Annotated in this window: 23 protein-coding genes and 1 pseudogene; 14 read left to right on the top strand and 10 right to left on the bottom strand. The window is 64.3% G+C overall.

Annotated features, from left to right (window positions below):
* Together ABIB80_RS25420 and ABIB80_RS25415 are read left to right on the top strand one after the other, a co-directional pair.
* Positions 1 to 1,146: a GNAT family N-acetyltransferase gene (locus ABIB80_RS25420; RefSeq protein ID WP_007596999.1), complete on the top strand. Its 1,146-nt coding sequence runs from the start codon at positions 1 to 3 to the stop codon at positions 1,144 to 1,146.
* Positions 1,147 to 1,221: 75 nt separating this feature from the next.
* The gene (locus ABIB80_RS25415; RefSeq protein ID WP_007596998.1) at positions 1,222 to 2,106 is read left to right on the top strand and encodes a protein-L-isoaspartate O-methyltransferase family protein; all 885 of its coding nucleotides are present in this window, start codon (positions 1,222 to 1,224) and stop codon (positions 2,104 to 2,106) included.
* A gap of 255 nt (positions 2,107 to 2,361) precedes the next feature.
* On the opposite strand, the gene wrbA is transcribed toward ABIB80_RS25415, so the two are convergent.
* From wrbA to ABIB80_RS25400, 3 genes are all read right to left on the bottom strand, one after another.
* Positions 2,362 to 2,961 (bottom strand): NAD(P)H:quinone oxidoreductase, encoded by a 600-nt coding sequence (gene wrbA, locus ABIB80_RS25410; protein WP_007596996.1) that lies wholly within the window; start codon positions 2,959 to 2,961, stop codon positions 2,362 to 2,364.
* 80 nt (positions 2,962 to 3,041) lie between these two features.
* Positions 3,042 to 3,740 carry a pirin family protein gene (locus ABIB80_RS25405; RefSeq protein ID WP_007596995.1) on the bottom strand — a complete coding sequence of 233 codons (699 nt, stop codon included), beginning with the start codon at positions 3,738 to 3,740 and terminating at the stop codon, positions 3,042 to 3,044.
* A 36-nt stretch (positions 3,741 to 3,776) separates the two neighbouring features.
* Positions 3,777 to 4,529, bottom strand: a complete 753-nt coding sequence (locus tag ABIB80_RS25400; protein ID WP_007596994.1) for an SDR family NAD(P)-dependent oxidoreductase — start codon at positions 4,527 to 4,529, stop codon at positions 3,777 to 3,779.
* Between the two features lie 113 nt (positions 4,530 to 4,642).
* Between ABIB80_RS25400 and ABIB80_RS25395 the strand changes: the two genes are divergently transcribed.
* Positions 4,643 to 5,578: a LysR family transcriptional regulator gene (locus tag ABIB80_RS25395; protein ID WP_007596993.1), complete on the top strand. Its 936-nt coding sequence runs from the start codon at positions 4,643 to 4,645 to the stop codon at positions 5,576 to 5,578.
* 56 nt (positions 5,579 to 5,634) lie between these two features.
* A pseudogene (locus tag ABIB80_RS25390) lies at positions 5,635 to 6,156 on the top strand (REP-associated tyrosine transposase).
* Positions 6,157 to 6,260: 104 nt separating this feature from the next.
* Here the strand turns inward: ABIB80_RS25390 and ABIB80_RS25385 are convergent.
* Positions 6,261 to 6,518 carry a hypothetical protein gene (locus tag ABIB80_RS25385; protein WP_007596992.1) on the bottom strand — a complete coding sequence of 86 codons (258 nt, stop codon included), beginning with the start codon at positions 6,516 to 6,518 and terminating at the stop codon, positions 6,261 to 6,263.
* Positions 6,519 to 6,670: 152 nt separating this feature from the next.
* Here ABIB80_RS25385 and ABIB80_RS25380 point away from each other — a divergent pair, with 152 nt between their 5' ends.
* The gene (locus tag ABIB80_RS25380) at positions 6,671 to 7,654 is read left to right on the top strand and encodes a tripartite tricarboxylate transporter substrate binding protein (protein ID WP_007596990.1); all 984 of its coding nucleotides are present in this window, start codon (positions 6,671 to 6,673) and stop codon (positions 7,652 to 7,654) included.
* Positions 7,655 to 7,749: 95 nt separating this feature from the next.
* On the top strand, positions 7,750 to 8,100 hold the full coding sequence (locus ABIB80_RS25375; protein WP_007596988.1) for a hypothetical protein: 351 nt from the start codon (positions 7,750 to 7,752) through the stop codon (positions 8,098 to 8,100).
* Here the strand turns inward: ABIB80_RS25375 and ABIB80_RS25370 are convergent.
* The 3 genes from ABIB80_RS25370 to ABIB80_RS25360 all read right to left on the bottom strand — a co-directional run bounded on the left by ABIB80_RS25370 (position 8,097) and on the right by ABIB80_RS25360 (position 10,450).
* The gene (locus tag ABIB80_RS25370; RefSeq protein WP_007596986.1) at positions 8,097 to 8,573 is read right to left on the bottom strand and encodes a YbaK/EbsC family protein; all 477 of its coding nucleotides are present in this window, start codon (positions 8,571 to 8,573) and stop codon (positions 8,097 to 8,099) included. The genes ABIB80_RS25375 and ABIB80_RS25370 overlap by 4 nt on opposite strands.
* Before the next feature lie 41 nt (positions 8,574 to 8,614).
* The gene (locus ABIB80_RS25365) at positions 8,615 to 9,346 is read right to left on the bottom strand and encodes a haloacid dehalogenase type II (RefSeq protein ID WP_007596984.1); all 732 of its coding nucleotides are present in this window, start codon (positions 9,344 to 9,346) and stop codon (positions 8,615 to 8,617) included.
* A 93-nt stretch (positions 9,347 to 9,439) separates the two neighbouring features.
* Positions 9,440 to 10,450 (bottom strand): zinc-dependent alcohol dehydrogenase family protein, encoded by a 1,011-nt coding sequence (locus tag ABIB80_RS25360; RefSeq protein WP_007596983.1) that lies wholly within the window; start codon positions 10,448 to 10,450, stop codon positions 9,440 to 9,442.
* A gap of 84 nt (positions 10,451 to 10,534) precedes the next feature.
* Here ABIB80_RS25360 and ABIB80_RS25355 point away from each other — a divergent pair, with 84 nt between their 5' ends.
* Positions 10,535 to 10,882: a MerR family transcriptional regulator gene (locus ABIB80_RS25355; RefSeq protein WP_007596982.1), complete on the top strand. Its 348-nt coding sequence runs from the start codon at positions 10,535 to 10,537 to the stop codon at positions 10,880 to 10,882.
* Positions 10,883 to 11,054: 172 nt separating this feature from the next.
* Here the strand turns inward: ABIB80_RS25355 and ABIB80_RS25350 are convergent, their stop codons facing one another.
* The gene (locus ABIB80_RS25350; protein WP_007596981.1) at positions 11,055 to 11,939 is read right to left on the bottom strand and encodes a 4-hydroxyphenyl-beta-ketoacyl-CoA hydrolase; all 885 of its coding nucleotides are present in this window, start codon (positions 11,937 to 11,939) and stop codon (positions 11,055 to 11,057) included.
* A 323-nt stretch (positions 11,940 to 12,262) separates the two neighbouring features.
* On the opposite strand from ABIB80_RS25350, the gene ykgO reads away from it, so the two are divergent.
* The 3 genes from ykgO (at position 12,263) to ABIB80_RS25335 (ending at position 13,522) form a co-directional block, all read left to right on the top strand.
* On the top strand, positions 12,263 to 12,388 hold the full coding sequence (ykgO, locus tag ABIB80_RS25345) for a type B 50S ribosomal protein L36 (protein WP_006611362.1): 126 nt from the start codon (positions 12,263 to 12,265) through the stop codon (positions 12,386 to 12,388).
* Between the two features lie 107 nt (positions 12,389 to 12,495).
* A complete protein-coding gene (locus ABIB80_RS25340; protein ID WP_007596972.1) occupies positions 12,496 to 13,137 on the top strand; it encodes a tetratricopeptide repeat protein in 642 nt (213 codons plus the stop codon).
* A gap of 124 nt (positions 13,138 to 13,261) precedes the next feature.
* Positions 13,262 to 13,522 (top strand): hypothetical protein, encoded by a 261-nt coding sequence (locus ABIB80_RS25335; RefSeq protein WP_007596971.1) that lies wholly within the window; start codon positions 13,262 to 13,264, stop codon positions 13,520 to 13,522.
* 12 nt (positions 13,523 to 13,534) lie between these two features.
* On the opposite strand, the gene ABIB80_RS25330 is transcribed toward ABIB80_RS25335, so the two are convergent.
* Positions 13,535 to 13,717 carry a hypothetical protein gene (locus ABIB80_RS25330; RefSeq protein WP_007596968.1) on the bottom strand — a complete coding sequence of 61 codons (183 nt, stop codon included), beginning with the start codon at positions 13,715 to 13,717 and terminating at the stop codon, positions 13,535 to 13,537.
* Positions 13,718 to 14,043: 326 nt separating this feature from the next.
* On the opposite strand from ABIB80_RS25330, the gene ABIB80_RS25325 reads away from it, so the two are divergent.
* On the top strand, positions 14,044 to 15,000 hold the full coding sequence (locus ABIB80_RS25325) for an alpha/beta fold hydrolase (RefSeq protein WP_354128666.1): 957 nt from the start codon (positions 14,044 to 14,046) through the stop codon (positions 14,998 to 15,000).
* 18 nt (positions 15,001 to 15,018) lie between these two features.
* On the opposite strand, the gene cycA is transcribed toward ABIB80_RS25325, so the two are convergent.
* The gene (gene cycA / locus ABIB80_RS25320) at positions 15,019 to 15,414 is read right to left on the bottom strand and encodes a cytochrome c-550 CycA (RefSeq protein WP_007596966.1); all 396 of its coding nucleotides are present in this window, start codon (positions 15,412 to 15,414) and stop codon (positions 15,019 to 15,021) included.
* 273 nt (positions 15,415 to 15,687) lie between these two features.
* Here cycA and ABIB80_RS25315 point away from each other — a divergent pair, with 273 nt between their 5' ends.
* The 3 genes from ABIB80_RS25315 (at position 15,688) to glcF (ending at position 19,802) form a co-directional block, all read left to right on the top strand.
* Positions 15,688 to 17,181: an FAD-linked oxidase C-terminal domain-containing protein gene (locus tag ABIB80_RS25315; protein WP_007596965.1), complete on the top strand. Its 1,494-nt coding sequence runs from the start codon at positions 15,688 to 15,690 to the stop codon at positions 17,179 to 17,181.
* 63 nt (positions 17,182 to 17,244) lie between these two features.
* Complete coding sequence (locus ABIB80_RS25310; protein WP_007596964.1) at positions 17,245 to 18,483, top strand: FAD-binding protein; 1,239 nt, start codon at positions 17,245 to 17,247, stop codon at positions 18,481 to 18,483.
* Positions 18,480 to 19,802, top strand: a complete 1,323-nt coding sequence (gene glcF / locus ABIB80_RS25305) for a glycolate oxidase subunit GlcF (RefSeq protein WP_354128665.1) — start codon at positions 18,480 to 18,482, stop codon at positions 19,800 to 19,802. The genes ABIB80_RS25310 and glcF overlap by 4 nt, the downstream gene beginning before the upstream one ends.
* Positions 19,803 to 19,887 lie beyond the last annotated feature (85 nt).

Below are 19,887 nucleotides of genomic sequence, written 5' to 3'. Positions count from 1 at the left end.
ATGACGATCCTCAGCGTCGAGCAACCAGATGATCTTGTGTCCAGCGCGTCGGGAATCGCGGTCGATTTCGTGCGTGACTGGAAGCAGGCCGCATCGCGCCTGAACGCTGGCCATCGCACTGCATTCCAGCATGGCTATTGGCTTAGCGCCTGGTACGAGGCGTTCCACGATCTCTCGCCGCTGATTGCATTGATCTCCGATGCCACGACTGGCAAGGACATCGCAATGGTGCCGATGATCAGCCATCTCAGGCGCGGCATCCGCATCGTCGAATTCGCCGATCTCGGCGTCTCCGACAACAACGCGCCGATTCTGGCGCTCGATGCCGCGCTGGACGCGGCGGCGGCGGATGCGATCGGCAAGGCGTTGATCGACGCATTGCGCGCATTGCCGGACCGCTTCGATTTGCTGCGCCTGAAGAAGATGCCGGCCCAGATTGGCAGCAACCCGAACCCGCTGGTGTCGCTCGGCCGGATCGGATCCTGCTCGCTCAACGGCAACCTCGTGCTGACCGGCGACGACTATGAAGATTACCGGGCCTCGATCAAGCGCATGCAGATGCCACGCTGCTGGCGCGTCTTCAGCCGTCACGCCGGCGCGCGATTCGAGATCGCCACCGATGTCGCGCGTGCGCGCGAGCTGCTGGACGTGATGGATGCCCAGCAGCAGGCGCGCATGCGAAAGCTCGGCTCGCGCTTCGTCCTCAACGACGAAACCCATGCGCAGTTCTATCGCGAGGTCGCCCGCCAGGGTGCTGCGGACGGTTACGCCGTCATTTCGGCGCTGGTCTGCGACGAGGCCGTCGTTGCCACCACGCTCGGCGTCAGGTCTGGTGCGACCTATTTCCTGCTGCGCATCAGCCACGCCGGCGATTCCTGGTCGAACTGCTCGCCGGGGCTGCTCGTGACCGAGCGCACCATGGCGGCGCTGCATGCCGACGGCGTGCGCCGTTTCGACCTCAGCATCGGCAACCAGGACTACAAGCGCCGCTTCGGCGCCGAGCCGGTGCCGCTGACCGATGTCAGCGTCGCGCTGTCCTGGCGCGGCATGCTCTTCGCGTGGCGTGACCATGTCGCGCAGGGCCTGCGCCGTCACCCCAGGCTCGCCGCCTTTGCGGCGCAGGCGATGGGCAAGGGGACGCGCTGACGCGCTGCCCTGGATTGCAGGGTCACGCGATTATCGCAATCGTTGTGTTATCGTCGCCTGTTTCCCGGAGGCGACATGAAAGATCGTTCGGCAAAATATCGCGCATTCTATGCGCAGTTGATCTGCGCCGCGGCGAGGGCCGCGGACCCCCGTATCGAGGAAGCCTATCGCACCGTCAGGCGCGAGCCGTTCGCCGGACCCGGGCCGTGGTCGATCTCGGTTGGCGGACACCCCTATGTCGTGACGCCCGACGATGATCCCGCCTTCCTCTACCAGAACACGCTGCTCGCGCTCGACAGCGCGCGGGGTCTCAATATCGGGATGCCCGGCGCGCACGCCTATTGGCTCAGCGGTTGCGCGGTGAAGCAAGGCGAGATCGTGATCCAGATCGGCGCGGGGAGCGGCTACTACACGGCGATCCTCGCGCATCTCGTCGGCCCCGGCGGCCGCGTCCATGCCTACGAGATCGACGAACGTCTGGCAGGGCTCGCGCGCGAGAATCTGAAGGACATCGACCATGTGGATGTGTGGGATCGTTCGGGCATCGCGTCCGATCTGCCCAGAGCCGACGTGATCTATGTCTGCGCGGGTGCGGCGCAGCCGGCTGCCGAATGGCTCGATGCCTTGCTGCCCGGTGGGCGGCTGGTGTTTCCGCTCGCGCCTGAAGGCATGCTCGGCGGCATGCTGATGATCACGCGCCCGGACGAGGGTGCAGCCTGGCCCGCCAAATTCCTCGGGCGTGCCCAATTCATCGGCTGCGCGGGATTGCAGGATGCGGATGCTGCCCGGCGACTGGCGGAGGCGTTCGCAAGGGGATGGGAGGGCGTGCAGTCGTTGCGGAGAGAGGGCGCTCCCGACGAGACGTGCTGGTTCGGCGGTGACGGCTGGTGGCTCTCGACGGCACCGGCGCCTGTCGCGACTGCGCCCATCAAGCCCAACGCGGACATCACGCAGGCCTAGCCGGTCACGCCTTCGTGCAGCCGGCACAATGAAAGCGGCCGCGCGAGGCGCGGAACAGGCTTCGGCAATACCATCGCCGCGCCAGCGCCTGAGCGGGCCTGCGGATCATCTGCGCGATCAACAAGAGTTCGAAAGCCATTCGTATCGCTTTTGGTGAAATATCCTGACCACAGAGATGGGGCGGCATCCCCCGAAGAGAATGCCGCCCAGATCGCACCTGCCATGCAGTGGTTCAGGCGTAAAGCTTAACCGCGCTCAGCCGTGCAGCTTCCTGGCCGTCTCCGCGATCTGGCGGCCCTGATAGCGTGCGCCGGCGAGCTCGTTGGCGCTGGGCTGCCGGCTGCCGTCGCCGCCGGTGATCGTGGTGGCGCCATAGGGCGCGCCGCCGGTGACCTCGTCGAGCTTCATCTGGCCGGCAAAGCCGTAGTTCAGGCCGACCACGACCATGCCGAAATGCAAGAGGTTGGTGATGATCGAGAACAGCGTCGTCTCCTGGCCGCCATGCTGGGTCGCGGTCGCCGTGAAGGCGCCGCCGACCTTGCCGTGCAGCGCGCCCTTGGCCCAGAGACCACCGGCCTGGTCGAGGAAGTTCGCCATCTGCGAGGCCATGCGGCCGAAGCGGGTGCCGGTGCCGACGATGATCGCATCGTAATTGGCGAGGTCCTCGATTTTGGCGATCGGGGCGGTCTGGTCGACCTTGTAATAGGAGGCTTTCGCGACCTCGGCCGGCACCAGCTCGGGCACGCGCTTGATGTCGACGGTGGCGCCGGCTTCGCGCGCGCCCTCGGCGACGGCATTGGCCATCGCTTCGATGTGGCCATAGGCGGAATAATAAAGGACGAGAACTTTGGTCATGATGATCTCCGTTGGATGCAGATTTGATGGTGGGTGTCGGGAGCGTCATGCCGGGACAAGCCGGCATGACGAATGCGTTTCTAAGCCGCGTCGACGAGCACGATCTCGGAATCTTCCAATGCCGTGATCTTCAGACTGTCTTCGTCGCGGATCGCGGCGCCGTCGCGGGCGTTGACGCGCACGCCGTTGATCTCGACCGACCCCGCCGCGGGCACGAGATAGAGGTGCCGCGACTTGTGCGGCACGTACTCCGCGCTCTCGCCTGCCTTCAGCGTGGTGGCGAGCACCCGCGCATCGGCGCGGATCGGCAGCGCGTCCGTGTCTTGCTCGAAGCCGCTCGCGATGGTGACGAGCTTGCCGGAGCGGTCTCCTTTCGGAAACGGCTTCGAGCCCCAGGTCGGCTGTCCGCCACGCGCGGTCGGCTCGATCCAGATCTGGAAGATCCGGGTCTTGCTCGGCTCCAGATTGTACTCGGAGTGGCGGATGCCGCTGCCGGCGCTCATCACTTGCACGTCTCCCGCTTCGGTGCGTCCCTCGTTGCCGAGGCTGTCCTGATGGGTGATCGCGCCCTCGCGCACATAGGTGATGATTTCCATGTTGGCGTGGGGATGGGCTGGAAAGCCGGTGTTCGGCGCGATCTCGTCGTCGTTCCACACCCGCAAGGCGCCGTGACCCATGTTGTCGGGGTCATAATGGCTTGCGAAGGAGAAATGATGCTTGGCGTTGAGCCAACCGTGATCGGCGCCGCCGAGCTTTGCGAAAGGTCTGAGTTCGATCATCTGCGTAATTCCTTGTTTTGGCGGGTGGCGCCTTGATCAGGCGCCGAAACCGCCGTCGACGTTGAGCACCGCGCCGGTGACGAAGGAGGCTTCCGGGCTTGCGAGGAAGACGATTCCGGCGGCGACTTCCTCGGGACGGCCGAAGCGCTGCAGCGCGTGCTGCTTGCGCTGGGTCTCGGCGAACTCGCCGCCGTCCTTCGGATTCATGTCGGTGTCGATCGAGCCGGGCTGCACCACGTTCACGGTGATGCCGCGCGGGCCGAGGTCGCGGGCTGCGCCCTTGGTGTAACCGACCACGGCCGCCTTGGTGGCGACGTAGTCGGCAAGGCCCGGGAACGAGGCGCGGTCGGCAAGCATCGAACCGACGGTGACGATGCGGCCGCCCTCGCCCATCAATTGCGAAGCGGCGCGGATCGCCGCGATCACGCCATGCACGTTGACCGCGTCCTGGCGGGCGAGCGCTTCGGTGTCGGCATTGGCATCGTCGATCGCGCCGCCGCTCGCGACGCCGGCATTGTTGACGAGGATGTCGAGATGGCCGAACTCCTTCGCGACGGCCTTGACGAGCTGCGTCACGTCCTTGGCCGAGGCCTGGTCGGCCTTGAAGGCGCGGGCCTTGACGCCCCGGGCCTTCAACTCGGTGACGACCGCTTCCGCCTTTTCGGGAGAGGCAACGTAGCTGATGGCGACATCAGCACCTTCATCGGCGAGTGCGCGGGCAGAGGCCGCGCCGATACCGCGCGAGCCGCCGGTGACGAGGGCAACCTTGCCTGAGAGCTTCTTGGTCATTGGATTTCTCCAGTCCTGAATGTCTGATGACCCTTGGATAAGCCTCCGCCTGTGGTTATAAATAGAAACTGTTGAAACGTATTGTTTCCAAAAACATCCCGATCGGACCCGCCATGGCCAAACTTCCCGATTTCGAGGCACTCGCGATTTTCGCAAAAGTTGTGGAATTACGGTCGTTTGCGGGGGCCGCGAGCGAGCTCGCGATGTCCAAGGCGACGGTGTCCAAAGCGGTCACGCGCCTCGAAGAGCGGCTCGGCGCCCGGCTGTTCAACCGCACCTCACGCCGGCTCGCGCTGACCGATGCTGGCCATAAGCTCGCCGAGCGTGCGACGCGCCTGCTGTCCGATGGCGAAGCCGCGGAGAACGAGGCGCTGGCGCAGTCGGTCGCGCCGCGGGGCCTGGTGCGGCTCGCCGTGCCCATGACATTCGGGATCAAGGCGGTGGCGCCGCTGCTGCCGGAGTTCTTCGAAACCTATCCCGAAGTCTCGGTAGACCTGCATCTGAGCGATGCGACCATCGATTTGATCGGCGAGGGCTTTGACATGGCTGTGCGGATCGCGCGGCTGCCGGATTCCTCGTTGATCGCGCGGCGCCTCTTCACCATGCCGCGTTTCACTGTGGCCGCGCCGTCCTATCTGAAGCGCGAGGGACGACCGACGCATCCGATGCATCTGGCCGCGCACAAATGCTTCAGCTACGCCTATCTCTCGACGCCGAACGTCTGGCACTACACCAATGCGGCCGGCGAGCAGGCCAGCGTGCGTCCGGGCGGACAGCTCCGTGCCAACAACGGCGACGCGGTGATGCCGGCGCTGATCGCCGGCCTCGGCATCGCCGACCTTCCAGAATTCATCGTCGGCGACGCCATCTCCTCCGGCGAGGTCGAAGTGATCCTGAAGGACTGGAAGCAGGTCGAAGGCGCCGTGCATCTGGTGACGCCACCCGGCGGCCCGCGCCCCGCACGCGTCGAGGCGCTCGGCGATTTTCTCGCAGCGAAACTGCCGGGTACGTGCAAACGGCGGGTGAAGAAGAGCGAGCGAACAGCGTAGGTGCCGTAGGGTGGGCAAAGCGAAGCGTGCCCACCAATTCACGCGAGGAATCGCAAGTGCCTCAGTACCGCCGAGCGCAAGGCAACATGTTCTTCTTCACCGTCGTGCTAGCTGATCGGTCAAGTACGCTACTCGTCGACCAGGTTGATCGCCTACGCCAGATTTACCGAACGGTCGTGCAACGCCGGCCGTTCGGGACCGTCGCGATTTGTATCTTGCCTGACCACCTCCATGCGATCTGGGCGTTGCCTTAGGATGACGCCGACTTTTCGTCGCGATGGAATCTGATCAAGGGTGGGTTTTCGCGGCGGCTGGAGGCCGGCGAGCGTTCAATCAGCAAGTCGAGGAAGCGCGAGAAGGGCATCTGGCAGCGCCGCTTCTGGGAGCACTCAATTCGCGACGATGCTGACTTGGAGCGGCACGTTGATTACATACACTTCAATCCCGTGAAGCATGGCCTCGTCGCGCGTGTGCGCGATTGGCCTCACAGCAGCTTCCATCGCTATGTCGAGCAGGGCACCCTTCCCGTGGATTGGGGAGGGGATATGCGGGACGTTGCCAGGCAATTCGGCGAATGATGGTGGGCACGGCGCGCGAAGAGCGCGCCTTTGCCCACCCTACGGCACCTCGCCGCACAGCTATCGTAGGGTGGGCAAAGCGAAGCGTGCCCACCAATCTTCGACTACGATACCTTCACGCCGTCGATCGCGACCACGCGCAAGGCCGGCCGCAACGTCCCCTCCAGCTGTGTCTTCAATTCGTGCACGCGCGGATCGCTCGAGCGTGCCGCACACACCGCGTATTGATGCACGGATTGCGCCAATGCGCGTTGCGCTTCCGGCGTTCGTGTCACGTCAGGCTTTGAAAGCCGCAACACGATAGCGGCGAGATTCACCAGCATCTCGTCCAGCGCCACGTCAATGGTCTGAAGTCTATTCATCGCTCCACTCCCTGGGAGGCAACGGGAGGGTCCAGGGGACGTTCCTGACCGGGCGGAACATGGATAATGCTTCGTTAATCCCGCCGCGCGGCTTGTTCTTGCGGAGGGGCACGCTAGGCTGGCGACACAAAAAAACAGGGGGGAAGTCTGCCATGGATCGACGCGATGTCCTGCGCGCCGCTGCCGCATTGCCGTTGTTGCCTGCGTTGTCGAGCGCGGCTTTCGCGCAAGCCTATCCCACTCGCAACGTCACCATGATCGTGCCGTTTCCAGCCGGCGGCCAGGCGGATCTCGCGGCGCGCCCCGTCGCACAGGCGCTGGAGCGAATCCTCGGCAAAGCGGTCATCGTCGACAACCGCGCCGGCGGTGGCGGTGGATCCGTTGGCAACGCCGCGGCGGCGCGCGCCGAGCCTGACGGCTACACGCTGCTGATGACGCTGTCCTCGCTCGCGGTGCTGCCCGAGGCCGACCGGCTGTTCGACCGTCCGGTCGCCTACGAGCTCTCGCAGTTCATGCCGATCGCGCGGGTGCTGGCCGATCCCACGCTGCTCGCGGTACCGGCCTCGGCGCCGTGGAAGACCGCGCAGGATTTTGTCGAGGATGCCAGGAAGCGTCCCGGCCAGATCACCTATGGCTCGTCGGGGCCTTACGGCACGTTGCATGTGGCGATGGAGATGTTTGCGAGCAGCGCCGACATCAAGCTGCTCCATGTGCCGTTTCGCGGCGCCGGACCGGCACTCACCGCGCTGCTCGGCGGCACCGTGCAGGCGATCGCCGCCGCACCGGGAACGCTGAAGCCGCAAGTGGAGGACGGCAAGCTGCGCGTGCTCGGCAATTGCGGCGCCAAGCGCATCGCAAGCTTCCCCGATGTGCCGACCTTCCAGGAGCTCGGCTACAAGGACGTCGAGATGTACATCTGGGCCGGACTCTTTGCCCAGAATGCTCTTCCTGCCCCGATCGCGACTCGCCTGCGCGAGGCAATGGCGCAGGTGATGACGAGCCCCGACGTGCTCAAGGCCTTCGAAACGTCGGGCAGTCTCGTTGCCTATCAGGACGCGCCGGCGTTTGCCGAGTTCGTGGCGGTCGACAGCGCGCGGCTGATTGCGGCGGTGAAGAAGATCGGCAAGGTCGAATAGGTTCCTGGCCCGTTTTCACAATTTTTTGTTGGTCCAGAACCTCCCCGCGTCTCATTGATTCAGCAGAATTCGAGAGACTCGCGAAGGAATCGGACATGCGAACAGAGCGGATTGCGCTGGGTGTGGCGCTTGCGATCGGCGGCATCGCCGCGCAGGGCGTTGCATCCGCTGAAGAGTATCGCGGAACCATGGAGCAGCAGATGGCCTGCACGCCGGATGTATGGCGGCTGTGCAGCGACCAGATCCCTGATGTGAGCCGCATTACGGCCTGCTTGCGGCAGAATACGCCCCAGCTCTCCAGCGGTTGTCGCGCGGTGTTCCAGTCCAACAACCAGATGCCGCCGCAGCAGCAGGTTCCGGGCAATCGCGCCGCGCCGGCGCCACGATACAATGCTGCGCCGCCGCCTCCGGCGACCCAGCCCCGGCCTTACGACGAGGATGATTAGCGCGCTTCGGATCTGGTCTCGCAGACATCGACCCATTCCGCCGCGGTCAGCTCGGCCATCCGCTCCGGCGTGATCCGTACCGCGCTATGGGTCGAGCCGGCAGCCGGCACCACCACGTCGAACGCTTTCAGCGAGATGTCGCAATAGACCGGCAGCGGCGCCTTCAGTCCGAACGGGCAGACGCCGCCGACCTCGTGGCCCGTGACCTCCGCGACCTCTTCCAGCCCCAGCATCTTCGGCTTGCCGCCGAACGCCGCCTTCACCTTCTTGTTGTCCATGCGCGAGGTGCCGGCCGCGACGATCAGGATCACGCGCTCGCCGATCCGTAACGACAGCGTCTTGGCGATGCGTCCGGGCTCGACGCCATAAGCCTCGGCGGCCAACGGCACGGTCGCGGAGCTGATCGGGGATTCGATGACTGATATGTCGGGGGCTTTTTCAGCGAAAAAATCGCGAACGGATTGAAGGCTCATTCAGATCGGCTCATTCCAGACTTATGGGCGGGCGGCGATGCCTAAACAATCCTTGGCAGCTCCGAGAGCGCCCGGACGCGATGATCCGGCGCAAAGCCGAGCTCGTCCATTTGGGTGCGGATCGCCTTGAACATCGTCAGCGGTGCCACGAGTTCGTTCTCGACGCAAGCCAGGGCCATCGCTTCCGGCGTCACCCGTTCGATCCAGGCAACGTTCAGCCCGAATGCTTTCGCGCCCGCGACATCCCAGGGATTGGAGGAGACGAACAGCACCTCGTCCGGCGCGGTGCCGAGCACCTCGCCGATCAGCTCATAGGCCTCCGCGCTCGGCTTGAAGATCTTCTTCGCGTCGACGCTGATCGTGGCATCGAGCAGGGCGTCGAGACCGGAGTTGCGCACGAGCGCATTCAGCATGTCCGGACTGCCGTTGGAGAGGATGGCGAGTTTTCGCGGTTTCAGAGCCGTGAGCGCTGCCGTCGCATCCGGATAGAGATCGAGATGCAGGTACTTCTCGATCACGCGCTCGAATGCCTCGTTCTCGTAAGCGAGCCCGAGCACGCGCAACGTATAGGCGAGCGAGTCGCGCGTGATGGCTGCAAAGTCCTGGTAGCGCCGCATCAGCGAGCGCAGCCAGGTGTATTCGAGCTGCTTGAGCCGCCAGATCTGCGTGATGATCTCACCGTAGCCGGGAAACGCATCCTCGGTGATCTCCGCGACCGATTGGATATCGTAAAGCGTTCCGTAGGCGTCGAAGACAACGGCTTTGAGACTCAATTCACCTGTCCCCCGGGATCGTTGCGGTCCACGGACTATACAAGGCGCAGCGAAATCGGTCCAAGAGGCAATCGCGACTTGGGCCTCTGGTTTCTAAAGCCTGATCACGACCTTGCCGAAATGTGAGCCGGTCCGCAGGTGCGCATATGCTTCGGGAACCTCGTCGAAGTCGTAGACCCGATCGACGATCGGGTGGATCGCATGCTCGGTCAGGAAGCGATTCATCGCGACAAAGTGTTCGGCCGATCCGACGGTGACACCGATGATGTCGGCATTCTCCCACTGCAGGCGTGCGAGGTCGGGCTTGGGACCGAACCCCGTCAAAACCCCAATCTGAACGATCTTGCCACCCGAAGCGACCGATCGCAGCGATCGGTCATAGGTGCCGGGACCGCCGAGTTCGAGGATATGACTGGCGCCGGCGCCATTCGTCGCCTTCATCAGGGCGACATCCCAGTCCGGCGTGTCGCGGTAGTTGATGAGGATCGAACCGCCCAGCGCCTTGGCGCGGGCGAGTTTTTCGTCCGAGGATGATATCACGATCGCGCGCGCGCCCAGCGCCGCTGCGAATTGAAGCCCGAACAGCGCGACGCCGCCTGTTCCCTGGACCAGCAGCGTGTCGCCTTTGCGCATCCCGCCGCGTGCGATGAGGCCATGAAAAGCCGTGACGCCGGCGCAGGGCAGGGTCGCTGCCTCCACCGCGGACAGATGCGCCGGCACCGAGACCAGCGCGGTCGCCGGCAGCACGACATACTCAGCCAGCATTCCGTCCATCGTGTTGCCACCGAGGGATAACGGAATATAGCTGGACTTGAACGGCCCCGAGATCCAATCGCGGAAGAACGATGCAGCGACGCGGTCCCCGAGCCGCCATTGCGCGACGCCGGCGCCGATGGCGTCAACGACACCCGCACCGTCGGAGAGTGGAACGCGTCCGTTGAGCTCGCCTTGGCCTGCACGGTCGAGGACCAGGAGGTCGCGGTAATTCAGACTTGCCGCTTCGACCCGAATGCGGACCTCGCCATTGGCGGGTTCGGGTTTGCCGACGTCGACGCACGCAAGGCGGCCAGCACCAGCATGGCCATTCAAATGGTAGGCTTTCATCGTTGCTCCCTTCACAAGTGGCATTCACTTGGACGAGCGAAGTCTGTAAGGTCTGACAGCGCTGTGAGGGTCAAGAGGCTTCAGATGAAAATCGGTGAACTCTCCCGACGGACGGGGGTCAGCGTCCGAATGCTGCGCTACTACGAAGGCGAAGGACTGCTTGCGCCGCTGCGGACGAACTCCGGCTATCGCGACTATGGCACGGCCGAAGAGGAAACCGTACGGCGCATCAAGATGCTTGGCGGTGCGGGGATGACGCTCGAAACCATCAAGCGGTTGCTCCCCTGCGTCAGGAACAACGATCCGGCTTTCACGCCGTGCAACGAGCTGCGAAAAATACTCATGCAGCAGGTCGGCCTGATCGATGAACGTATCGAGACGCTCAGCCAAAGCCGGACAATCCTGGCCGGCTTCCTCGCAAGCGTGAACTGATCGGACGCAACGCCGCCATCGGATTCACCGCGCCAAGGCCGCCATCCGCAACTTGGGCCGCAGCTGGGTGCTGGACCTGCGCGGCGCGAGCATCGGCCTTGAGCCTTGAGGACCTGAGCGTGAGGGCTTCGATAGCAGCGTCGAAGCCCTCAATGCGCTGACGAGTGCGCCCCTAGATCCCCAACAGCTTCCTTGCGTTCGCCTTCAGCACCTTCGGCCGGATCTCATCGCGGATGTCGATCTTGGCGAAATCCGACAGCCAGCGGTCCGGCGTGATCACCGGCCAGTCCGAGCCGAACAGCATCTTGTCCTGCAGGATCGAGTTGATGTAGCGCACCAGGATCGGCGGGAAATATTTCGGCGACCAGCCCGAGAGGTCGATGTAGACGTTGGGCTTATGGGTCGCGACCGACAGTGCTTCCTCCTGCCAGGGGAAAGAGGGATGCGCGAGGATGATCTTGAGGTCGGGGAAATCGGCCGCGACGTCGTCCATGTACATCGGGTTGGAATATTTCAGCCGCATGCCCATGCCGCCGGGCATGCCCGAGCCGACGCCGGTCTGGCCGGTGTGGAACAGCGCGATCGCGCCGCCATTGTTGATCTCTTCATAGAGCGGATAGGCCATGCGGTCGTTGGCGTAGAAGCCCTGCATGGTCGGGTGGAATTTGAAGCCGCGAACGCCGTATTCCTCGATCAGCTTGCGCGCCTCGCGCACCCCGAGCTTGCCCTTGTGCGGGTCGATCGAGACGAAGGGGATGAGAACGTCGAGATGGTCGGAGGCGATCTCCAGCATCTCCTCGTTCTTGTAGCGGCGGAAGCCGGTCTCGCGCTCGGCGTCGACCGGAAAGATCACCGCGGCGATGTTCTTGGATCGATAGTAGGCGGCAGTCTCCGGCACGGTCGGCGGATGCTTGTGCGGCGACTTGAAATAGTCGGCCATCTGCGCCTGGAAATCGTCATAGCCGTCGTCGGGATGGGTGCCGCAGGGCTCCTCGGCGTGGGTGTGGATATCGATGGCGACGACGTCGTCGATATTGGGCAGCTTCAGCTTCGGCATGGGTTTCCTCCCGACGGGTTGTCGAATTGATTATATGATATAACGAATTTGGCAAGGCATTGTGGGACAAGGCGTCGTGGGACAGGCGTCGCCCGAGATGCTGATTGGGCCGATCCGGCCGCTTCTACTTTGCATGGGGTTGTTTTCCTGAATTTGCTGGGTGGGATCGGGCCAGTTAACATTGACATCCGGTCCTCCCATGCCTTAAGAACCGCCCCGTCCCGGGCGGTCGGTCCGCCAGCGGGAAAATCTCATTTTGCCTCATTCGCGCGTGCCGAAACGGTAGTGCCGAACACGGCCTTTCGAACGTTCAGGATTCTGCCATGAAGGTCCGTAACTCGCTGAAATCGCTGCGCGGTCGCCATCGCGCCAACCGCCTGGTCCGCCGCAAGGGCCGGGTCTATGTGATCAACAAAGTGCAGCGCCGCTTCAAGGCACGTCAGGGCTGATTTCGCCCTGCCGGACGCTCGCGAGCGCCCCGCAAGACCACGGTCTCACACGAGTTTGACGCCGCCCCTGCTTTGCAAGGGCGGCTTTGCGCGTTTAGACTTCGGCCATGGCAGTGAGATTCTTCGTTGCGCGCACCCTGTGTCTGGCTCTTGTGCTGGGAGCCGCCGGACTCGCTCCGGCGCTGGCGCAGCAGATTGATCCACCGACCCCGCCCGGCAAGCAGAAGAAACTTCCGGAAGCGCCGGCCAAGCTGCCCAAGGTCGACCGCACCAAGAATCTCGATTTCCTGTTCGGCGCGCTGAAAGCTGCGCCCGACGAGGCCAGCGCCAAGCACGTCGAGGCGCGGATCTGGGCGATCTGGATCCAGACCCCGAGCGACACCGCGGCGCTGCTGATGGCGCGGGCCAAGACCGCGGTCGACGCAAAGAAGATCGAGGTCGCGATCAAGCTGCTGGATTCGGTCGTCAAGCTCAGGCCCGACTATATCGAGGCCTGGAATCGTCGCGCGACGCTCTACTACATGCAGAACGATTATGGCCGTTCGCTCGCCGACATTCGCGAGGTGTTGATCCGTGAGCCCCGCCATTTCGGCGCGCTCGCAGGCCTCGGCATGATCATGCAGGAGGTCGGCGACGAAAAGCGCGCACTCGAGGCCTACCGCAAGGCGCTCGCCGTCAATCCGCACCTCGAGAAGATCCCCGATCAGGTCAAGGCGCTGACCGAGAAGGTCGAAGGCCGCGATATTTAGCGGACAAGTCGATCATTGCTCGAGCGAATGCAACGCAGGCGGATTAACCACGATGACACGCGCTGCGTCACGAGGGGTGTGGGTGGCACCGCCGCAGGCCTACCTTCATGGCGGGAGCACAGCCATGAAGCGTTTGATCTTTGCAGGTACATTGCTGTTGGCGTCGGGCACGGCGAGCCTCGCCGACGGACTGTTCTGGGTGGTCGGCAATCGCGCCACCGGAAAATGCAACATCGTGACCAGCAATCCCGTGATCATCGGCGACGTCTGGTTCGGTGACGGTCCTTACAAATCGAAGGCCGACGCCAAGCTTGCCCGTTCGACCATCCGCGCCTGTCCCGCACCCACGCCTGACGAGGAAAAGGACGAGGACAGCACGAACTAGGTCGACAGCGACCTAGTGCAAAACGCTGCCCTCGCGCTCGGCGAGGCCGCGATCGACTGCTGCGGCGTAGGCCTTTGCAAGCTCCGTCTCGAGGTGCTCGTTGATCAGCAGCAGCGCGCGCACAGCACCGCGCAGGTCGCCGTGGCAGCTTGCCACGATCTCGTCGATCGCAGTATCTTTGGATCTCAGGCTCATCGAAATTCTCCGGTTCAAATCAGGATAAATCCTGCCGGTCTTTCCCGCATCCCCGAGGGTTGCGAGCAGGATCGGCGCCCACCTGCGTCTAAATGGCGGAACCGACCGTGGCGATTATATGGACGCCGCGATGACGACTGCATGAACCTGTTTCGAGGCTTGCGTGCTGCGGGGAGTAGCATTGATTTCGTTGCGTTTTTACCGCTTGAATTATGCACATATCCACAGCCCCGGTATTTCAAGTGGAGCGCGGGGGCTCCCCGGGCGAAACTGCCGCCCGCAAGCCACGTAACTGCCCTGTGCCCTGGATCGCCCGGATTCCATCCATGATCGTGATGTCAGTCGTGACCGCGCTGGTTGTGCTGGCGCTGGTCACGCAGGCCGGCGTCCTCGCTGTGCAACGCGCCTTTCCACCGCAAGGCCGGATGATCGAGGTCGATGGCGCCGTGCTTCACCTCGTCGATATCGGCCCGCGCGATTCGGGCCTGCCGATCGTGATGCTGCACGGCGCGAGCTCCAACCTCGAGGCGATGCGGCGGCCGCTCGGCGATCTCCTCGCCAGGGATCATCGCGTCATCCTGATCGACCGTCCCGGTCATGGCTGGAGCACGCGGGCGCGGCGGCAGGATTCGACCCCGGAGGTGCAGGCGCGGATGATCGATGAGGCGCTCGGCAAACTCGGGATCGATCGCGCGGTCTTCGTGGTGCATTCCTGGAGCGGCGCGCTTGGCGCGCGGCTGGCGCTCGATCATCCTGGCCGCGTCGCGGGCCTTGTGATGCTCGCGCCCGTCACCCATCCCTGGCGCGGCGGCGTCGGCCGCTACAACGAGATCATAGCAACGCCCGTGATCGGCCCGCTGCTCGCCTACACCATAACCCTGCCGCTGGGCTATTTCCTGAGCGAGCCCGGCGCGCGCAACGTCTTCCTGCCGCAAATGATGCCGGATGGTTTCGTGCGGGACTCCGCGACGCCGCTGCTGCTGCGCCCGCGCGAGTTCATCGCCAATGCCTATGATCTGGTGACGCTGAAGGAAGCGGTCGCCGTGCAGGTCGTCCGCTACGGCGAGATATCGGCGCCAGTCACGATCATCGCCGGCGAACCCGACAAGACGGTGAAGACCGACATTCACGCGCGCCCGTTCGCTGCCACCGTGCAGAATGCCAAGCTGATCGTGCTGCCTGATCTCGGCCACATGGTGCAGAACGCGGTGCCCGATCTCGTCAAGACGGAGATCGAGACGATGATCGGAAACATCGTCCCGGCGCAGGCGGCCGCCGATTAGCGGCCGCCGCTTACGCGCTTACTGCTTGATCTTGCCGTCCTTGTCGAACTGCGACACATAGGCCCAGAGATTGTTGATCTCGTTCTCGTTCTTGATGCCGGCGAACGCCATCTTGGTGCCGGGGATCTTGGCCTTCGGGTCCTTGATGTATTCCTTGAACTGCGCCTCGTTCCAGGTGATGCCGGAATTCTTGTTGGCGTCGGAATAATTGTAGTCCGGCGCGGTGCCGGACTTGCGGCCGTCGAGGCCGTTGAGCTCGGGGCCGACCTTGTTCTTGGCGCCTTCGCCGATCGCGTGACAGGCCAGGCATTTGTTGAACGAAGACTTGCCGGCCGCGGCATCCTGCGCCATCGCGGCAGGTGCGGTGGCAATCGCGGTGAGGATGGTCAGTGCGCCAAAAATCAGTTTTGTCATCGGGTGCTCTTCGTCTCTTCCCTGGGGTCTGGTCAGTTGCATGCCTGATCGGCAATGGTCGGACCTGCCGGTTTTGGCAGGCCTGTCCGGATTGGACAAGCCGCCAAACCATGGCAGGTTTCACGATTTCCTACTTGTCCCAGAGCGAACTCGTGCAAGATCGTCGATCCGACTTTCGGATGGCCTACCCAAACCACCGCGGACGTGGTTGATTTGCCGCGACAATTCGATCGTGCGGCCTCGGCCGGAAGGATACGCCATGAAGGAAATGTTATGGCCATCATGATGCCTGCGAGCGACCAGGCCGTGCTCGCGCGCCGCGCCGAGATCGTGGCTGCATTGCGCGCAATCGTCCCAGGCGAAGGCGTGATCGATACGCCTGCCGAGATGCGGGCCTATGAATCCGACGGATTGACGGCCTATCGGCAGCCGCCGATGGTCGTGGTGCTGCCCGACACGACCGAGCAGGTTTCGCTCGTCCTGAAATATTGTGCCGGACAAGGCATCAAGGTGGTGCCGCGCGGCTCGGGCACCTCGCTCTCCGGCGGCGCGCTGCCGCTGGAAGACGGCGTGCTCCTGGGCCTCGGCAAGTTCAAGCGCATCCGCGAGATCGATTTCGACAACCGCGCCGTCGTCACCGAACCCGGCGTCACCAACCTCGCGATCAGCCAGGCCGTCGCCCATGCCGGGTTCTACTACGCGCCGGATCCGTCCTCGCAGATCGCCTGCTCGATCGGCGGCAATGTTGCGGAGAATTCCGGCGGCGTGCACTGCCTGAAATACGGCATGACCACCAACAACGTGCTCGGCTGCGAGATCGTGCTGATGAGCGGCGAGATCCTGCGCATCGGCGGCAAATCGGCGGAGAACTCCGGCTACGACCTCATGGGCGTCATCACCGGCTCGGAAGGCCTGCTCGGTGTCATCACCGAGATCACGGTGCGCATCCTGCAAAAGCCGGAGACGGCGCGTGCGCTGATGGTCGGATTCGCGCAAGTCGAGGCGGCCGGCGAATGCGTGGCGCGCATCATCGGCGCCGGCATCATTCCAGGCGGCATGGAGATGATGGACAAGCCTGCGATCCACGCCGCGGAAGCCTTCGTCCATGCCGGCTATCCGCTCGATGTCGAGGCCCTCCTCATCATCGAGCTCGACGGTCCCAAGATCGAGGTCGATGAGCTGATCACGCGGGTCGAGACGATTGCGAACGCTTGCGGCTCGACCACCTGCCAGATCTCGACCTCGGAGGCCGAGCGCAATCTGTTTTGGGCCGGCCGGAAAGCCGCGTTCCCCGCCGTCGGCCGCATCTCGCCGGACTATCTCTGCATGGACGGCACCATCCCACGCGGTGCGCTGCCGAAGGCGCTGGCGCGCATCCGCGAGCTATCCGAAAAATACCAGCTCGGTTGCGCCAACGTGTTCCATGCCGGCGACGGCAATCTGCATCCGCTGATCCTCTATGACGCCAACAAGCCCGGCGAGATCGAGCGCGCCGAAGCCTTCGGCGCCGACATCTTGCGCGCCTGCGTCGAGTTCGGCGGCGTGCTCACCGGCGAGCACGGCGTCGGCATCGAGAAGCGCGATCTGATGCCGGAGATGTTCAGCGAGATCGACCTCAACCAGCAGCAGCGCCTGAAATGCGCCTTCGACGCGCAGGGCCTGCTCAATCCCGGAAAGGTGTTTCCGACCCTGCACCGCTGCGCCGAGCTCGGTCGCATGCACGTCCATGCCGGCAAGCTGGCGTTTCCCGACATTCCGCGGTTCTAGAGCCGCCTCGCTGCAACGCGCCAAATTTGATTTTCGCTGCAAACTTCGGTACCCGCTACAGGCGTGGATACGCTCAAGGTACGAGACGCCAAAGACGTCGAAGAGGTGGTGCGCGCGGCGATTGCCAATGAGCAGCCGCTCGAGATCATCGGCCATGGCTCCAAGCGTGCCATCGGTCATGCGATGGCGACCAACGCCGTGCTCGACGTCTCCGCGCTGAATGCCATCACCGCCTATGAGCCCAACGAACTCATTGTCACGCTCCAGGCCGGGGCGCCGCTGGCCGACGTGCTGTCGCTGATCGATGCCAAGAACCAGCAATTCGCCTTCGAGCCGATGAACACCGCGCCGCTGCTCGGCACGCCCGCGCTCGGCACCATCGGCGGCATGATCGCGGCTGGCCTGGCCGGTCCGCGCCGGATCAAGGCGGGCGGGGCGCGCGACCATCTGCTTGGGGCGCAGGCTGTCTCCGGTTTCGGCGACAGCTTCAAGACCGGCGGCAAGGTGGTGAAGAACGTCACTGGCTACGACCTCTGTAAGCTTCTCGCGGGTTCCTGGGGCACGCTGTCGATCATGACCGAGGTCACGCTGAAGGTGATGCCGAAGCCGGAGGCGGAGCGGACGCTGTTGCTGCGCGGGCTCGACGATGCCGCCGCGAACAAGGCGATGACGGCGGCGCTCGGCTCGCCCTTCGACGTCTCCGGGGCCGCGCATCTGCCGACATCGGCGTTCCGGACCAAGATCGAAGGTCTCGGCGATATCGCAGGCCAAAGCGAGGCGCTGACCGTGCTGCGGCTCGAGGGCATTACCGCCTCGGCCGCTCACCGTGCCGGCTCGCTGCGCGAATTGCTGGCGCCGTTCGGAACCGCAACTCTCGTCGAGGACACGGTGTCAGCGGCGCTGTGGACCACGATCCGCGACGTCCTGCCGTTCGCGGCTGACGGCGCGCTGGGGGCGTGGCCGGTCTGGCGGATCGTCTGTCCGCCGGCGTCGGGCGCGGCGCTCGGGACGCTGCTGGCGCGCGAGACCGGCGGCGAATTGATCTACGATTGGGGTGGTGGACTGATCTGGGCGGCGTTGCCACCGAAGCCGGACGCGCATGCCGCGGCCGTGCGCGAACGTGCAAATGCGGCCGGCGGGCACGCTACGCTGATCCGGGCGGCCGAGGACATCAGGCGCACGATCGATGTATTCCACCCCCAATGCCCTGGCCTTGCCGCCTTGAGCGAGCGGGTCCGCGCCAGCTTCGATCCGAAGACCATCCTCAACCGGGGCCGGCTGTTGCGGGGCGTTGCGGCATGAAGACCGAATTCTCACTCGCGCAGCTCGCCGATCCCGACATCGCGGAAGCCGACAAGATCCTGCGCGCCTGCGTCCATTGCGGCTTCTGCACCGCAACCTGCCCGACCTATGTGCTGCTTGGCGACGAGCTCGATAGCCCGCGCGGCCGCATCTATCTGATCAAGGAGATGCTGGAGAAGGACCAGACGCCGACCGCCGAAGTGGTCAAACATGTCGACCGCTGCCTGTCGTGCTTGGCTTGCATGACGACCTGCCCCTCGGGGGTGAATTACATGCATCTGGTCGATCAGGCCCGGGTCAGGATCGAGCAGCGTTACGAGCGGCCGCTGGCCGAGCGGCTGCTGCGCCGGGTGCTGGCCTTCGTCCTGCCGGACCCGCAGCGTTTCCGCGCCAGCATGGTGCTGGCGCGGCTGGCCCGCCCGCTGGCCGCGTTCCTGCCGACGCCCCGGCCGTCGGCGACGCCCGGCCTGATCCTGCGCCTGAAGGCGATGTTGGCGCTGGCGCCGAGCCGGCTGCCGCCGCCGGGGCCCGCCGCCGGCAGTGTGTTCGCGGCTCTCGGCAAGAAGCGCGGCCGGGTCGCGCTGCTCCAGGGCTGTGCCCAGCAGGTGCTGGCGCCGCGCATCAACCAGGCTGCCATCAGTCTCCTCACGCGCCACGGCATCGAGGTCGTCCTGGTCAGGGACGAGCAGTGCTGCGGCGCGCTGACCCATCACCTCGGCAACGACCAGGACGCATTGGCGCGGGCTCGCGCCAATGTCGCGGCGTGGCGCGCGGAAGCGGCCGGCGAGGGGCTCGACGCCATCCTGGTGACCGCGTCCGGTTGCGGCACCGTGATCAAGGACTACGGCTACCTTCTGCGCGAGGACGCTGCGCTTGCCGCCGATGCGGCGAAGGTCTCTGCGCTCGCCAAGGACATCACTGAATATGTCGCCGGCCTTGGACTCGCGGCCACGGCGCGACAGGACAACATCGTCGTCGCCTATCACTCGGCGTGTTCGTTGCAGCACGGGCAGAAAATCACGGGCCTTCCGAAAGAATTGCTTTCCAATAACGGATTCGTGGTGAAAGATGTGCCCGAGAGCCATTTGTGTTGCGGTTCGGCGGGGACTTACAACATTCTCCAGCCCGAGCTTGCGGGCCGGTTGCGTGATCGCAAGGTCGCCAACATCGCGAGCGTCAAGCCGGACATGATTGCCACAGGCAATATCGGCTGCATGGTGCAGATTGCCAGTGGCACGTCAGTTCCGGTCGTACACACGATTGAGCTTCTCGATTGGGCTACGGGCGGGTCGCGGCCGGCATTGAACGCGCAAGACTGAGCTTTCGAAGACCGAGCTTTCGAGGGCTGAGCTTTCGTCCGGAGGTGACGGCTGAAGACACCCGATCGACCATTGTTCGGCGGCA

The organism is Bradyrhizobium sp. i1.15.2, from assembly GCF_040548425.1.
Taxonomy (GTDB): domain Bacteria; phylum Pseudomonadota; class Alphaproteobacteria; order Rhizobiales; family Xanthobacteraceae; genus Bradyrhizobium; species Bradyrhizobium canariense.
This window is presented reverse-complemented; position numbering and strand designations above follow the sequence as displayed.